This window comes from Herbiconiux sp. UC225_62 (genome assembly GCF_042694625.1).
GTDB lineage: Bacteria > Actinomycetota > Actinomycetes > Actinomycetales > Microbacteriaceae > Herbiconiux.
On sequence record NZ_CP170551.1, the window covers coordinates 1,525,435 to 1,540,084 of the forward strand.

At 65.0% G+C, this 14,650-nt stretch carries 12 protein-coding genes, 2 tRNA genes and 1 pseudogene; 13 read left to right on the top strand and 2 right to left on the bottom strand.

Annotated elements, in window-relative coordinates; all coding sequences use genetic code 11:
* Nucleotides 1-211 precede the first annotated feature (211 nt).
* The 10 genes and pseudogenes from dnaA (at nucleotide 212) to ACFJGU_RS07370 (ending at nucleotide 11,177) form a co-directional block, all read left to right on the top strand.
* Nucleotides 212-1,681 (top strand): chromosomal replication initiator protein DnaA, encoded by a 1,470-nt coding sequence (gene dnaA, locus ACFJGU_RS07325; RefSeq protein ID WP_382308979.1) that lies wholly within the window; start codon nucleotides 212-214, stop codon nucleotides 1,679-1,681.
* Between the two features lie 353 nt (nucleotides 1,682-2,034).
* Complete coding sequence (dnaN, locus tag ACFJGU_RS07330) at nucleotides 2,035-3,180, top strand: DNA polymerase III subunit beta (RefSeq protein ID WP_092552034.1); 1,146 nt, start codon at nucleotides 2,035-2,037, stop codon at nucleotides 3,178-3,180.
* Nucleotides 3,181-3,209: 29 nt separating this feature from the next.
* Nucleotides 3,210-4,098 (top strand): annotated as a pseudogene (gene gnd, locus ACFJGU_RS07335) (phosphogluconate dehydrogenase (NAD(+)-dependent, decarboxylating)).
* 11 nt (nucleotides 4,099-4,109) lie between these two features.
* Nucleotides 4,110-5,288, top strand: coding sequence for a DNA replication/repair protein RecF (gene recF / locus ACFJGU_RS07340; RefSeq protein WP_382308982.1), 1,179 nt, complete (start codon nucleotides 4,110-4,112; stop codon nucleotides 5,286-5,288).
* Entirely contained in the window at nucleotides 5,285-5,779 is a 495-nt protein-coding gene (locus tag ACFJGU_RS07345; protein ID WP_382308984.1) for a DUF721 domain-containing protein, read from the top strand. The genes recF and ACFJGU_RS07345 overlap by 4 nt, the downstream gene beginning before the upstream one ends.
* Nucleotides 5,780-5,914: 135 nt before the next feature.
* A complete protein-coding gene (gene gyrB / locus ACFJGU_RS07350; RefSeq protein ID WP_382308987.1) occupies nucleotides 5,915-7,888 on the top strand; it encodes a DNA topoisomerase (ATP-hydrolyzing) subunit B in 1,974 nt (657 codons plus the stop codon).
* Between the two features lie 62 nt (nucleotides 7,889-7,950).
* Nucleotides 7,951-10,515, top strand: a complete 2,565-nt coding sequence (gyrA, locus tag ACFJGU_RS07355; RefSeq protein WP_382308989.1) for a DNA gyrase subunit A — start codon at nucleotides 7,951-7,953, stop codon at nucleotides 10,513-10,515.
* Nucleotides 10,508-10,915 (top strand): DUF3566 domain-containing protein, encoded by a 408-nt coding sequence (locus ACFJGU_RS07360; protein ID WP_382308992.1) that lies wholly within the window; start codon nucleotides 10,508-10,510, stop codon nucleotides 10,913-10,915. The genes gyrA and ACFJGU_RS07360 overlap by 8 nt, the downstream gene beginning before the upstream one ends.
* A gap of 56 nt (nucleotides 10,916-10,971) precedes the next feature.
* Nucleotides 10,972-11,045, top strand: a tRNA-Ile gene (locus ACFJGU_RS07365).
* A gap of 59 nt (nucleotides 11,046-11,104) precedes the next feature.
* Nucleotides 11,105-11,177 (top strand) — tRNA-Ala (locus ACFJGU_RS07370).
* A 61-nt stretch (nucleotides 11,178-11,238) separates the two neighbouring features.
* Here ACFJGU_RS07370 and ACFJGU_RS07375 read toward each other — a convergent pair.
* Nucleotides 11,239-11,793, bottom strand: coding sequence for a hypothetical protein (locus tag ACFJGU_RS07375; RefSeq protein WP_382308994.1), 555 nt, complete (start codon nucleotides 11,791-11,793; stop codon nucleotides 11,239-11,241).
* A 143-nt stretch (nucleotides 11,794-11,936) separates the two neighbouring features.
* Here ACFJGU_RS07375 and ACFJGU_RS07380 point away from each other — a divergent pair, with 143 nt between their 5' ends.
* Together ACFJGU_RS07380 and ACFJGU_RS07385 are read left to right on the top strand one after the other, a co-directional pair.
* The gene (locus ACFJGU_RS07380) at nucleotides 11,937-12,476 is read left to right on the top strand and encodes a peptidylprolyl isomerase (protein WP_382308995.1); all 540 of its coding nucleotides are present in this window, start codon (nucleotides 11,937-11,939) and stop codon (nucleotides 12,474-12,476) included.
* A 24-nt stretch (nucleotides 12,477-12,500) separates the two neighbouring features.
* The gene (locus tag ACFJGU_RS07385) at nucleotides 12,501-13,349 is read left to right on the top strand and encodes a rhomboid family intramembrane serine protease (RefSeq protein WP_382308997.1); all 849 of its coding nucleotides are present in this window, start codon (nucleotides 12,501-12,503) and stop codon (nucleotides 13,347-13,349) included.
* Nucleotides 13,350-13,464: 115 nt separating this feature from the next.
* On the opposite strand, the gene ACFJGU_RS07390 is transcribed toward ACFJGU_RS07385, so the two are convergent.
* Entirely contained in the window at nucleotides 13,465-13,734 is a 270-nt protein-coding gene (locus ACFJGU_RS07390; protein WP_382308999.1) for a cell division protein CrgA, read from the bottom strand.
* Nucleotides 13,735-13,837: 103 nt separating this feature from the next.
* Between ACFJGU_RS07390 and ACFJGU_RS07395 the strand changes: the two genes are divergently transcribed.
* A complete protein-coding gene (locus ACFJGU_RS07395; RefSeq protein WP_382309002.1) occupies nucleotides 13,838-14,650 on the top strand; it encodes a class E sortase in 813 nt (270 codons plus the stop codon).

The window sequence follows — 14,650 nt, forward strand, 5'->3', positions numbered from 1 at the left end:
AAACCGGATCAGCACAAAGGATCAATTATCCACAGACTGTGGACAACATCTGTGAATGACACGCGTACAGTCAATACAGCGAACTTGCCCTGTGGCATGGCAGTCACTAGCTTAGGTGCCTACAGTTACTAACAGCCGGCGGGGGCGCAGCAACGGCAGACAGTCGAACGAGTGAGTTCGACCACGCAATTCACGTTCGACAGGAGTTCCATTGGCTGAGGGTGCCGGTTCGACAGAGGACAACTGGCGAACGGTGCTCCAGGTTCTCTCCACCGATCAGCGCATCACTCCGCAACTCAAGGGCTTCCTCGGTCTCGTGGTGCCCAAGGGCATCCTCGGTGGCTCCTTCTATCTCGAAGTGCCCAACGACTTCACGCGCGACATGCTCGAGCAACGGGTCCGCCCGTCGCTGCTCTCGGCGCTCGGCACCCTCGATCCGCAGCTCGACGTGAGCAGCTTCTCGGTGGTCGTGAACCCCGACATCGACGGCTACGAGACGAGCACCGTCACCGATCCGGCTCCTGTGATCCCGGTCGGCAACGGCCCCGGGGTTGGCGTCGGTCCTGTCGCCGAGTCGGCCTACGTCGAATCGGTCGCGCCGCCGGTGCAGGAGACCGCCGGCCCGCACCGCAACAACGACACCCGCCTCAACGCGAAGTACAGCTTCGACAACTTCGTCATCGGCGGCTCGAACCGCTTCGCCCATGCCGCGGCGGTCGCCGTGGCCGAAGCGCCGGCCAAGGCCTACAATCCGCTGTTCATCTACGGCGACTCCGGTCTCGGCAAGACACACCTCCTGCACGCCATCGGGCATTACGCCATCAGCCTCTATCCCGGTGTGCGGGTGCGCTACGTGAGCTCGGAGGAGTTCACCAACGACTTCATCAACTCCATCGCGAACAACCGCGGCGCCGCGTTCCAGTCGCGCTACCGCGACATCGACCTCCTGCTCATCGACGACATCCAGTTCCTCCAGCGAGCGGTCGAGACGCAAGAGGCGTTCTTCCACACCTTCAACACGCTCCACGACCACAACAAGCAGGTGGTGATCACCTCCGACCTGCCGCCGAAGCATCTCACCGGCTTCGAGGAGCGGATGCGCACCCGCTTCGAGTGGGGTCTCATCACCGACGTGCAGACCCCCGACCTCGAGACCCGCATCGCCATCCTGCGCAAGAAGGCGCAGAGCGAGCGGCTCCGTGTGCCCGACGACATCCTCGAGTTCATGGCCTCGAAGGTCTCGAGCAACGTGCGCGAGCTCGAAGGCACCCTCATCCGCGTCACCGCGTTCGCGAGCCTCAACCGCACGCCCGTCGACATGGCCCTGGTGCAGACGGTGCTGAAAGACCTCATCACCCTCGACGACGACAACGTGATCGCGCCGGTCGACATCATCAACCACACCGCGGAGTACTTCAAGCTCTCGGTCGACGACCTCTACGGCTCGAGCCGCTCCCAGGCCATCGCCACGGCCCGCCAGATCGCCATGTACCTCTGCCGTGAGATGACGAGCCTCTCCCTCCCCAAGATCGGTCAACTGTTCGGCGGCCGCGACCACACCACGGTCATGTACGCCAACAACAAGATCGGCAAACTGATGACCGAGAAGCGTTCGATCTACAACCAGGTCACCGAGATCTCGAACCGGATCAAGCACAACCAGCGCTACAAGAGCGCCTGAACGCGACCTGGCAGCGTTGTCCACAGATTGTGAAGAGTGTGTGGATAACCACCTCGCGGATGTTGATCAGTCCGCCCGTGATGTGGATTCGTTCATTCAGCGTTCAGCGCCCGTCCGACCGCACCAACACCCAGTTCACAACGGCTCTACAACTCACACGCGTGTAGTTCGGCACGATCGAGCGGTTTAAACAGAGTTATCCACATATCCCCAGGCGTTAAGAACATTAAGAGATCTTTCTTTAAGCAAATGACATCCAAGAACCTTGTGCACAAATTGCTCCACCGATCGGGCGGCTCGCAACCGATAACATGGAGCGACCCCAGGTCAGTCAAGTCGACAGAGGTGACTTCGTGAAGTTCCAAGTAAACCGAGACGTCTTCAGCGAAGCAGTGTCGTTCGCCGTGAAGTTGTTGCCTCAGCGCACCACTCTGCCGATCCTCAGCGGAGTGCTGATCGAAGCGACGGATGACGGTCTCACCCTCTCCTCGTTCGACTACGAGGTCTCGGCGCAGACGCAGATCTCCGCCGATGTCGAGGAGCCGGGTGTCGTGCTCGTGTCCGGCCGCTTGCTCTCGGACATCGCGAACCGCCTGCCGAATGCGCCGGTGAGCTTCTCCACCGAGGATTCGCGCATCGTGGTCAGCTGCGGCTCCGCCCGTTTCACCCTGCTGAGCATGCCGGTGGAGGAATACCCCACGCTGCCCCAGGTGGGCGCTGAATCGGGCCTGCTGCCGGCCGACCAGTTCGCCGCTGCGGTGTCGCAGGTCGCTGTCGCGGCATCCCGCGACGACGTGACGCCCGTGATCACCGGCGTGCAGCTCGAAGTGAGCGAGAACACCATCTCCCTCGTGGCCACCGACCGTTACCGCGTCGCCGTGCGCAACATCGATTGGGATTCGAACGACTCCGGCACCCAGTCCGCCACCGCCCTGGTGCCCGCCCGAACCCTGCAGGAGGTCGGCAAGACCTTCGGCAACGCCGGCACCATCTCGGTGGCGATCACGAACACCGACGACCGTGAGCTGATCGCCTTCAAGGCCGACAAGAAGACGGTGACGACCCTGCTCATCAAGGGCAACTTCCCGCCCGTGAAGCGTCTGTTCCCCGAAAGCGTCGACAACTACGCCGTGATCAACACGGCCGACCTGATCGAAGCCACCAAGCGCGTCTCCCTCGTGCTGGAACGCGAGGCGGCTCTGCGCTTCACCTTCACGATCGACGGCGTGACCCTCGAGGCCATCGGTTCCGAGCAGGCACAGGCCTCCGAGTCGATCGACGCGCTCCTCACCGGCTCCGACACGGTCGTGTCGCTGAAGCCGCAGTTCCTGCTCGACGGTCTCGGCGCCGTGCACTCGGAATTCGTGCGGATCTCGTTCACCAAGACCGACAACCCGAACAAGCCGGGTCCGGTGCTCATCACGAGCCAGTCGTCGAAGGACCAGCCCGGGTCGGACGACTACAAGTACCTGCTGCAGCCGAACCTTCTGCTGCGCTGACTCACACGCTGACCACACAAGGAGCTGTCATGAACATCGGTCTCATCGGTCTGGGCAAGATGGGCAACAACATGCGTGCCCGCCTGAAGAAGTCCGGCATCGACGTGGTGGGGTACGACACGAACCCCGCCGTCAGCGACGTGGCCGACCTCACCGCTCTGGCCGCAGCCCTTCCCCGCCCCCCGCATCGTCTGGGTGATGGTGCCGGCCGGCGCGATCACCGATGGCGTGATCCACGATCTCGCCGAGGTGCTCGACGAGGGCGACCTCATCATCGACGGCGGCAACTCGAAGTGGACCGAAGACTTCAAGCACTCCGAGTTCCTCGCCCCGAAGGGCATCCAGTTCATGGACGCCGGCGTCTCCGGCGGTGTCTGGGGTCTCGAGAACGGCTACGGGCTCATGGTCGGCGGCACGGCGGAGAACGTCGAGCGCGCCATGCCCGTGTTCGACGCGCTGCGCCCCGAGGGCCCGCGTGCCGAGGGCTTCGTCCACGTGGGCGAGGTGGGCGCCGGACACTACGCCAAGATGGTGCACAACGGCATCGAGTACGGCATCATGCAGGCCTACGCCGAGGGTTACGAGCTGCTCGACGCCAAGAAGGACATCATCAAGGACGTGACCGGCACGTTCAAGGCCTGGCAGCGCGGCACGGTCGTGCGCTCGTGGCTGCTCGAGCTGCTGGTGCGCGCTCTCGAGGCCGACCCCGAGTTCCACGACATCCAGGGCTACGTCGACGATTCCGGTGAGGGTCGCTGGACTCTCGAAGAAGCCATCGAGAACGCCGTGCCGATGCCCGCCATCAGCGCGTCGATCTTCGCCCGGTTCGTGTCGCGCCAGGAGGACTCGCCGTCGATGAAGGCCGTCGCCGCGTTGCGCAACCAGTTCGGCGGCCACGCGGTCAAAGAGCTCGACTAGCTCCTGCCGGCTTGTTCGTCCGTCACCTGAGTCTCACCGACTTCCGCAATTACGTCACGGCCGAGGTCGCCCTCGCGCCGGGGCCGAACCTGTTCGTCGGCAGCAACGGCCAGGGCAAGACGAACCTCGTCGAGTCGCTCGCCTACCTCGCCACGCTCGGATCGCACCGGGTATCCACCGACCAGGCGCTGATCCGGGCAGGGCAGGAATCGGCGATCGTTCGGGCGCGGCTCGAGCACGACGGTCGTGAGCTGCTGGTCGAACTCCAGCTGAATCGCGCGGCCGCCAATCGTGCCCAGGTGAACCGGGCCGCGGTGAAGCCGCGCGAACTGCCACGCTACGTGTCCACCGTGCTCTTCGCACCCGAGGATCTCGCGCTCGTGCGTGGCGAGCCGTCGACGCGACGTCGCTTCGTGGATGCGCTGCTCGGCGCGAAGTCACCGCGGTTGCTGGGCGTCTTCGCCGACTACGACCGGGTGCTGAGGCAACGCAACGCGCTTCTCAAATCGGCACGGGCATCCGGTCTGAAGAACGAGAAGCTCTCCACGCTCGAACTCTGGAACGAGCGGCTCGTCGCACTCGGCTCCGAGATCATGGCGGAGCGGATAGGGATCGTCGCCGCACTCGGTCCGTTCGTGCGTGAGGCGTATCAGGCGGTGGCCGGCTCCGATCAGGAGCCGACGCTCGAGGTGGTGCTGAGCATCCTCGCCGACCATCCCGAGGCCGACGACGCAGAGGCCACCGTGCCGGCGGCGGCCGATCTCACTCGGGACGGACTGGCGGAGGCGTTCCGCGCCGCCCTCGACAAGGTGGCCCGCGCGGAGCGCGACCGCGGCATCACCCTCGTGGGCCCGCACCGCGACGACCTGCTGTTCAAATTGAACGGATTGCCGGCGAAGGGCTACGCCAGCCATGGCGAATCCTGGTCGTTCGCCCTTGCGCTGAAGCTCGCGTGCGCCGAACTGCTGCGCGCCGACTCGAGCACCGGCGACCCGATCGTGATCCTCGACGACGTCTTCGCCGAACTCGATCAGCGGCGCCGCGGTCGCCTCGCGGATGCGGTGAAGGGCTACGAACAGGTGCTCATCACGGCAGCGGTCTACGAGGACGTGCCGGAAGAGCTCACCGCCCATACCGTGCGGATCTCTGCCGGGACTATCGTGGACGCATCCGAGGAGCCCACCGCATGACTGAATCGCAGAACGTCTACCTCCGTCTGAAGGCCGCGTTCGGGGATCCGAGTTCCCGAGCGGCCACCTGGCGCGCCAAGAAGACCCGTGCACTGGGTCGCGACGGCGACGGCACGAGCATCCCGTACGGCCTCGGGCGCGATCCGCACGGTCTCGGCGACGTCATGTCGTCGCTCTCCACCGAGCTCGGGTGGACCTCGTCGCTGGCGAAGTCCGACCTCCTCCTCGCCTGGACGGAGATCGCCGGTCCCGAGACCGCCGAGCACAGTCGGCCGATCGGCATCACCGACTCCGTGCTCACGGTGCAATGCGACTCGACGGCCTGGGCGACGCAGCTGCGGCACATGCGGGTGCTCATCATGACCACCATCGCCCAGCGGTACCCCGACGCGGGCATCGAGTCGATCCGCTTCGAAGCGCCCCACGCACCTTCCTGGAAACGCGGCTCCAGATCGATTCCAGGGCGCGGTCCTCGCGATACCTACGGCTGACAGGGCAAATGTGGTCATCCGGGAGGAAATGATCGCTCAGAGCGGCATATAGCGGCCGTTTCGCACCCTTCGTTTGATAGAATTAAGGGTCGCCTGCCCGGCCGTTGGGCGCGGCACTGAGGAGCCCATTTCTATATGTCTGAATCGGACAAGGTCCACCCTGACAACGAGTACGGCGCGGACCAAATCCAGGTTCTTGAAGGTCTCGAAGCGGTGCGGAAGCGCCCCGGCATGTACATCGGTTCGACAGGTCCTCGAGGTCTGCACCACCTTGTGTACGAGATCGTCGACAACTCGGTCGACGAGGCTCTCGCCGGGTATGCCACCCACATCGAGGTCGTCATGCGCAAAGACGGCGGAATCCGCGTCGACGACAACGGTCGCGGCATCCCCGTCGACATCCACCCGGTGGAGAAGAAGTCGACCGTCGAGGTGGTTCTGACGATCCTGCACGCCGGCGGCAAGTTCGGCGGCGGCGGATACGCGGTCTCCGGCGGTTTGCACGGCGTCGGCAGCTCCGTCGTCAACGCGCTCTCCAGTGAACTCGACGTCGAGGTGCGCCGTCAGGGCAACGTCTACCGCCAGAGCTACAAGATCGGTGTTCCGCAGGCGCCGCTCGAGATGGGCGAATCGACGACCGAGACCGGAACGCGCATCACCTTCTGGCCGAACAAGGAGATCTTCGAGACCGTCGAGTTCGACTACGAGACGCTGCGCGCCCGGTTCCAGCAGATGGCCTTCCTCAACAAGGGGCTCGCCATCACCCTGACCGACGAGCGCGGCGGCGAGTCGGGCGACGAGGAAGACGTGGTCGTCACCTATCTCTACGAGAACGGTCTGAAGGACTACGTCGAGTACCTCAACCGCTCCAAGAAGGCCGACCTCGTGAACGAGGAGATCATCTCCTTCGAGCAGGAGGACACCGAGCGCAAGATCGCGCTCGAAGTGGCGATGCAGTGGACGACCGGCTACACCGAGAGCGTCCACACCTACGCCAACACGATCAACACGCACGAGGGCGGCACCCACGAAGAGGGGTTCCGTGCTGCGCTCACCACGCTCGTCAACAAATACGCGCGCGAGAAGGGCATCATCAAGGAGAAGGACGACAACCTCTCCGGCGACGACGTGCGCGAGGGCCTCACCGCGGTGATCTCGATCAAGCTCGCCGAACCGCAGTTCGAGGGCCAGACGAAGACCAAGCTCGGCAACACCGAGGCCAAGGCGTTCGTGCAGCGCGTCGTCGGCACCGAGCTCACCGACTGGTTCGACCGCAATCCCGTGCAGGCGCGCGACATCATCCGCAAGGCGATCCAGGCCTCGCAGGCCCGCCTCGCCGCCCGCAAGGCGCGGGAACAGACGCGTCGCAAGGGCCTGCTCGAGGGCGGCGGGATGCCCGGCAAGCTCAAGGACTGCTCCAGCCGCGACCCCGCCAAGAGCGAGATCTTCATCGTGGAGGGCGACTCGGCCGGCGGCTCCGCCATCCAGGGCCGCAACCCCGAGACACAGGCGATCCTGCCCCTGCGCGGCAAGATCCTCAACGTCGAGAAGGCACGGCTCGACCGCGCTCTCGGCAACAACGAGGTGCAGGCCATGATCACGGCGTTCGGCGCCGGCATCGGCGAGGACTTCAACCCCGACAAGGCGCGCTACCACAAGATCGTCCTGATGGCCGATGCGGATGTCGACGGCCAGCACATCACGACACTGTTGCTCACCCTGGTGTTCCGCTACATGCGCCCGCTGATCGAGCTCGGCTACGTGTACCTCGCGATGCCACCGCTCTACCGCCTCAAGTGGACGAACGCCCCCCACGAATACGTCTACTCCGACGCCGAGCGCGACGCGCTGCTGATCGACGGCCAGGCCGCCGGCAAGCGCATCCCCAAGGAGAACGGCATCCAGCGGTACAAGGGTCTGGGTGAGATGGACTACCGCGAGCTGTGGGACACCACGATGGATCCCGACACCCGCACCCTCCGCCAGATCACTCTCGATGACGCGGCGGCCGCCGACGAGATCTTCTCCACCCTCATGGGCGAAGACGTGGAGTCCCGGCGCAACTTCATCCAGAAGAACGCCAAAGACGTCCGCTTCCTCGACATCTGATCCGCGGGAACGGATGCCCCGGCATCCGTTCCACCGAGCGACCACGCGAAATTGAGACCTAAATGACAGACGAAAACACTCCCGAGTTCTCGGGGCAGGCGCCTGACGCCTTCGGTGCGACCACCGACCGGATCGAGCAAGTCGACCTCCAGCTGGAGATGCAGCGCTCCTACCTCGACTATGCGATGAGCGTGATCGTGGGCCGTGCGCTGCCCGACGTGCGCGACGGCCTGAAACCGGTGCACCGCCGTGTGATCTACGCGATGTACGACGGCGGCTACCGGCCCGACCGTGCGTTCTCGAAGTCGGCCCGCGTGGTCGGCGAGGTGATGGGCCAGTTCCACCCGCACGGTGACGCGTCGATCTACGACACGCTGGTGCGTCTCATCCAGCCGTGGAGCCTCCGCTACCCGCTGGCACTCGGTCAGGGCAACTTCGGTTCCCCCGGTAACGACGGTGCGGCCGCCCCGCGGTACACCGAGACGAAGATGGCTCCGCTCGCCCTCGAGATGGTGCGCGACATCCAGGAAGAGACCGTCGACTTCCAGGACAACTACGACGGCCGCACGCTCGAGCCCGTCGTGCTGCCCTCGCGCTTCCCGAACCTGCTGGTGAACGGCTCCGTCGGCATCGCGGTCGGCATGGCCACCAACATCCCGCCGCACAACCTGCGCGAAGTCGCCGCCGGCGCCATCTGGTACCTCGAGAACCCGGAAGCGAGCCGCGAAGAGCTGCTCGAGGCCCTGATCCAGCGGATCAAGGGTCCCGACTTCCCGACGGGCGCCCAGATCCTCGGCGTGAAGGGCATCCACGACGCCTACCGCACCGGTCGCGGTTCCATCACGATGCGGGCGGTCGTCAACGTCGAGGAGCTGCAGGGCCGCACCTGCCTGGTGGTCACGGAACTCCCGTACCAGGTGAACCCCGACAACCTCGCCATCAAGATCGCCGACCTGGTGAAGGACGGCAAGCTGGCCGGGATCGCCGACATCCGCGACGAGACCTCCGGCCGCACCGGCCAGCGCCTGGTCATCGTGCTGAAGCGCGACGCGGTCGCCAAGGTCGTGCTCAACAACCTCTACAAGCACACTCCGCTGCAGGACAACTTCGGCGCCAACATGCTGGCGATCGTCGACGGCATCCCGCGCACCCTCCCGCTCGACGGCTTCATCACCGAATGGGTCGCCCACCAGATCACCGTCATCGTGCGGCGCACGCAGTTCCGGCTGCGCGAGGCCGAGGCCCGCATGCACATCCTGCGCGGCTACCTCAAGGCGCTCGAGGCACTCGACGAGGTGATCGCCCTCATCCGGCGCTCGCCGACGGTCGAGCAGGCCCGTGACGGACTGATGGAACTCCTCACGATCGACGAGCTGCAGGCGCGTGCGATCCTCGAACTCCAGCTGCGCCGCCTGGCCGCCCTGGAGCGGCAGAAGATCCAGGACGAGGCCGACGAGCTGCAGGTGAAGATCGACGAGTACAACATCATCCTCGCCAGCCCCGCCCGCCAGCGCGAGATCATCGTGGCCGAGCTCACCGAGATCGTCGACAAATTCGGCGACGACCGGCGCACCGAGATCATGTTCGGATTCGACGGCGACATGAACGTCGAAGACCTCATCCCCGAAGAGGAGATGGTGGTCACCGTCACGCGCGGCGGCTACGTCAAGCGAACCCGTAGCGACAACTACCGCAGCCAGCACCGCGGCGGCAAGGGCGTCAAGGGCGCCCAGCTGCGCGCCGACGACGTGGTGGAGCACTTCTTCGTCACCACGACGCACCACTGGCTGCTCTTCTTCACCAACACCGGTCGGGTCTACCGCGCGAAGGCCTACGAGTTGCAGGAGGCCGGCCGGGATGCGAAGGGTCAGCACGTCGCGAACCTGCTGGCGCTCGCACCCGACGAGCAGATCACGCAGATCCTCGACATCCGCGACTACCAGGCCGCCCAGTTCCTGGTGCTGGCCACCAAGGGCGGTCTGCTGAAGAAGACCTCGCTCACGGAGTACGACACGAACCGCTCGGGCGGCATCATCGCGATCAACCTGCGCGAGGGTGACGAGCTCGTCTCGGCGCTCCTGGTCGATGAGGACTCCGACCTGCTCTTGGTGTCGAAGAAGGGCATGTCGATCCGCTTCACGGCGTCCGACGAGGCGCTCCGACCGATGGGCCGCGCCACCTCCGGTGTGATCGGCATGAAGTTCCGCGGTGACGACGAGTTGCAGGGCGCATCCGTGGTCTCCGACGAAGGATTCGTGTTCATCGTGACCGAGGGCGGGTACGCCAAGCGCACCTCGGTGGACGAGTACCGGGTGCAAGGCCGTGGCGGCCTCGGCATCAAGGTGGCCAAACTCGCCGAGGCGCGCGGCGACCTGATCGGGTCGCTCATCGTCGGCGAGGACGACGAGGTCCTTGTGGTTCTTGCCAGCGGCAAGGTGGTACGCTCTGCCGTGGCCGAAGTCCCGGCCAAGGGACGCGACACGATGGGCGTTGTCTTCGCCCGCTTCGCGGACGACGACCGCATCATCGCAGTGGCCAAGAACACGGAACGCAACCTGGTAGCCGAGCTCGACGAGAGCGACGACGCCGAGTCTGCGCCTGGAGAGGATGTAACGACGGATGAGTAATCTTGGCGACAAATTCGCGAAGAAAACGGCAAGAGTCGCCACGACGAAGCAGGTTCGGCTGAAGCTGGTCTACATCGACTTCTGGTCGGTGCTGAAGATCTCCTTCCTCCTCGCGATCATCCTCGGGATCATCATCATCGTGGCGTCGTTCCTGGTCTGGTCGGTGCTGAACCAGACCGGCGTGTTCGACTCGATCAACACGCTGCTGAAGGACATCGCGGGCGCCGGCAACTTCGACCTGTTCGACTTCGCGTCGCTGCCGCAGGTGATGGGATTCTCGGTCGTGGTCGCGATCCTGAACGTCATCGTCATCACCGCTCTCGGTGCGATCGGGGCGGCGTTGTACAACCTCGCCGTGCGGATCACCGGTGGCGTGATGCTCGGCTTCACCAACAAGTAGGCCGGATTCGTCCGACCAGGCCTTTGTAGGGTAATCTCTACTCTGGTCAAAAAAACGGGGCTATAGCTCAGGCGGTTAGAGCGCTTCGCTGATAACGAAGAGGTCCAAGGTTCAAGTCCTTGTAGCCCCACGAGAGATCCACAAGAAATCTCCCGGTGATCCGGCGCAGTTCTCTGCAGGATCTCTTGGGGGGCCTTAGCTCAGTTGGTAGAGCGCCTGCTTTGCAAGCAGGATGTCGGGAGTTCGATTCTCCCAGGCTCCACTCGACTGCAACAAAAACCCCGCACCTCAAGGTGCGGGGTTTTTCTGTTCCTGGCGAGTCGTCAGCTCTCGGGGTTCGACTCGGGAGCCGGATCTTCGTCGGCGATCCAGAGCTCGTCGTCGGCGCGGAAGGTCTGCCACAGGGCATAGCCGAGGCCGGCCAGCGTGACGGCACCGAGGGTGACGAGCACGACGACTCCGGCCTTCGAGCCGCCCGACTGCTTGGGCGCGGCCTTCTGGATGCTCTTGGCCGCCTTGGCCGCCTTCTTGCCGGCCTTCTGCACGAACTCCGGGTTGCGGGCAAGCTGCAGCACGGCAGCGGCAGAACCGACGGTACCGGCGAGAGCCGGGATGACATCCGACGCGAAGCGGTCCTTCGCCGTCTGACCGGCGACCTTGGCCGCGGCGACGTTCCGGCTGATGGTCGGAGCCACCGTGCCGACGGCGGCGCTGACCCGAGGACGTACCTCTTCATCTGCGAGGAAGCTCGCCTGCTTGCCGGCCTCCCGCAGAATGGCGTTGGCGCGGTCGAGAACGGCCTGCTGGTCGACCCACAGGTCTTCCGCCGTCCCCTTCAGGCGCTTGAGCGCCTTACGGCGCTTGCGGGAAAGACTCATAAGAAACCTCCATCGGCGAGAGCACGGTCATTGTCATCTTGCCACGCAATGCTGCGCGGCAGTAGTTCGCGGCACTGATCATCCACTTCGCATACCCTGGACCTTCACTGGAAGCATCCGGCCGTGGGCCTAGAATTGAACCCATGCCCGCACACACGCACGTCGCTACCCTCAACACCAACCACGGCCCGATCGTGGTGAACCTGTACGGCCACCACGCTCCGAAGACCGTCAAGAACTTCGTCGGCCTCGCCACGGGCGAGATCGAATGGACCGACCCCAAGACCGGTCAGCCCACGACCGCGCCGCTCTACGACGGCATCGTCTTCCACCGCATCATCCCCGGCTTCATGATCCAGGGCGGCGACCCGCTCGGCAACGGCACCGGCGGCCCCGGTTACAAGTTCGACGACGAGATCAGCCCCGAGCTCGACTTCACGCAGCCCTACATCCTCGCGATGGCCAACGCCGGCATCCAGGGCGGCAAGGGCACCAACGGCTCGCAGTTCTTCATCACCGTCGGCCCCACCACCTGGCTTCAGGGCAAGCACACCATCTTCGGCGAGGTCGCGGATGACGCGTCGCGCCGGATCGTCGACAAGCTCGCCGGTGTGGCGACCGACGCCTACGACCGCCCGCTCGACGAGGTCGTGCTGGAGAGCGTGACCGTCGAGGCGGTCTAGCTCCACCCTGCTCGGTCACGCGCGATGACGACCGCTCCGGACACGCCGGACAACTACTGTTACCGGCATCCGGGCCGGCAGAGCTTCGTGCTCTGCCAGCGGTGCGGGCGCACCATCTGTCCGGAATGCCAGGTGCAGGCCGCGGTCGGCGTGCACTGTGTCGAGTGCGCCGCTCAGGATCGGCGCGAGGCACCGCGCGTGCGACGTGGGCGCCCGGCGTTCCTGCGCAACCTGACCGGGTCGGGCGCGCCGGTGGTCACCTACACCCTGATCGCCGTGTGCCTCGTGGTGTTCGGGTTGCAGCAGATCCCCGGCCTCGGCGTCACGCGGGCTCTGCAGTTCGCGCCGGTGTACGTGCTGCCGATCCCGGGTGCCCCGTTCGAACCGTGGCGGATGCTCACTTCGGTGTTCACGCACGGTTCGATCTTGCACGTGCTGCTGAACATGTACACCCTGTTCATCTTCGGCAGCGTGCTGGAACGGATGCTCGGTCGATGGCGGTATCTCGTCCTCTTCCTGATCTCCGGGCTCGGCGGCTCCGTCGGTGTCGTGCTGCTGGCAGACCCGCTCACCGGCGTGGTGGGCGCATCCGGAGCGATCTTCGGGTTGATGGGCGCCTTCTTCATCATCAATCGGCATCTAGGCGGCAACAGCGTGCAGCTCCTGGTGCTGGTGGCGATCAACCTCGCCTACGGTTTCTTCGTGCCGGGCATCTCCTGGCAGGCCCACGTGGGCGGCCTGGTGGCGGGCGCGCTGGCCGCACTCATCTTCGTGCGCACGCGACCGATCCGGATGCGGAACGTGCAGATCCTGCTGCTCGCGGCGCTCGTCGTGGTGCTGATCGGTGTCACAGCCGTCAAAGCGCTCGTGTGATCCCGAGTTATCCCACCGATTCCACAGGGTTATCCACAGTTGTGGAGTTATCCACAACTGTTTCCACACTGGGGATAATTACAGCGGTGTAATTAGGGTGTTCGAGATGTGATTTCTAGCGCCACCGAGTGGTCATGATGAAGCCGATGAAGGCGATGCCGAAGCCGACGAGGATGTTCCAGCTGCCGAGCGCCGGAACCGGGAAGACGCCCTGGCTCACGTAGAACACGATGATCCAGAGCAGACCCACGATCATGAACCCGAACATCACCGGCTTGAACCACACCGGGTTGGGGGTCTTCGCGGAGGAGTCGTCGCCGGAAGAGCGCTGAACGTCTCTCGAGCGGCGGGCGACGTCCTTCGTGGGTGCTTTGTCTCGGGCCATGCCGACGATTCTAACGGGCTTTCATGCGCTGTTCTCCACGGGTTTTCCACAGGGCACGGCACTCGGGGTGGCAGCACAGCTTGTGCCTCTTAGGATTGTCGCTATGAGTGAGCTCCCCGACTCGGCGCCCGACGGCGGCGAACCGCCCCTCCGGCGCCCCCGGAAGCAGAAGCGCAGTGTCTTCTCGCGGGTGGTCGGTATCGCGGGCGAGCTGCTCATCACCGCGGGCGTTCTCGTGCTCCTCTTCCTCGGCTGGCAGTTCTCGATCAACGGCATCATGCTCAACAACCAGCAGGCCTCCGATGCGAACGCCCTCGCGCAGACCTGGGCGGGCGACGAGTCGAACTCCGCCACTCCTTCCCCCACCAAGAGCCCGGCACCGGATGCCGCGACCTTCCAATACGGGGAGCCGCCGGTGCTCGCGGCGCCCGCCACCACGGAGGAGTTCGCGGTGATGTACGTCCCGCGCTTCGGAGCCGACTACAAGAAGACCATCGCCGAAGGCGTGGATCCCCGTTCCGTCCTCAACAACGGAGGCGCCGGCCACTACCCGGGTACGCAGATGCCCGGAGCGGTCGGCAACTTCGCCGTCGCGGCGCACCGCGACGGCTGGGGCAGCCCGTTCCTCAAGATCAACGAGCTCCAGGTGGGCGACCCGATCTATGTCGAGACACAAGACGGCTGGTACACCTATACCTTCCGCGGGCTCGAGTACGTGACGCCCTACGGCGTCGGCGTGATCGACCCCGTGCCGCAGGTCGAGGGAGCGACGCCGACCGATCGACTCATCACGCTCACCAGCTGCAACCCGCTCTACGTCGCGTCGGAGCGCATCATCGCCTATGGCGTGCTGACCGACTGGAAGCCCCGCTCCGCGGGTGCGCCGGCCGAGATCGCCGGAATCGTGGGGGCCTAG

Coding starts and splice junctions, on each gene's coding strand:
- ACFJGU_RS07380 (WP_382308995.1), top strand. CDS start 11,937: ATGCCCGCACACACGCACGTCGCTACCCTCAACACCAACCACGGCCCG.
- ACFJGU_RS07345 (WP_382308984.1), top strand. CDS start 5,285: ATGACTGAATCGCAGAACGTCTACCTCCGTCTGAAGGCCGCGTTCGGG.
- ACFJGU_RS07385 (WP_382308997.1), top strand. CDS start 12,501: ATGACGACCGCTCCGGACACGCCGGACAACTACTGTTACCGGCATCCG.
- gyrA (WP_382308989.1), top strand. CDS start 7,951: ATGACAGACGAAAACACTCCCGAGTTCTCGGGGCAGGCGCCTGACGCC.
- ACFJGU_RS07375 (WP_382308994.1), bottom strand. CDS start 11,793: ATGAGTCTTTCCCGCAAGCGCCGTAAGGCGCTCAAGCGCCTGAAGGGG.
- ACFJGU_RS07395 (WP_382309002.1), top strand. CDS start 13,838: ATGAGTGAGCTCCCCGACTCGGCGCCCGACGGCGGCGAACCGCCCCTC.
- ACFJGU_RS07360 (WP_382308992.1), top strand. CDS start 10,508: ATGAGTAATCTTGGCGACAAATTCGCGAAGAAAACGGCAAGAGTCGCC.
- ACFJGU_RS07390 (WP_382308999.1), bottom strand. CDS start 13,734: ATGGCCCGAGACAAAGCACCCACGAAGGACGTCGCCCGCCGCTCGAGA.
- gyrB (WP_382308987.1), top strand. CDS start 5,915: ATGTCTGAATCGGACAAGGTCCACCCTGACAACGAGTACGGCGCGGAC.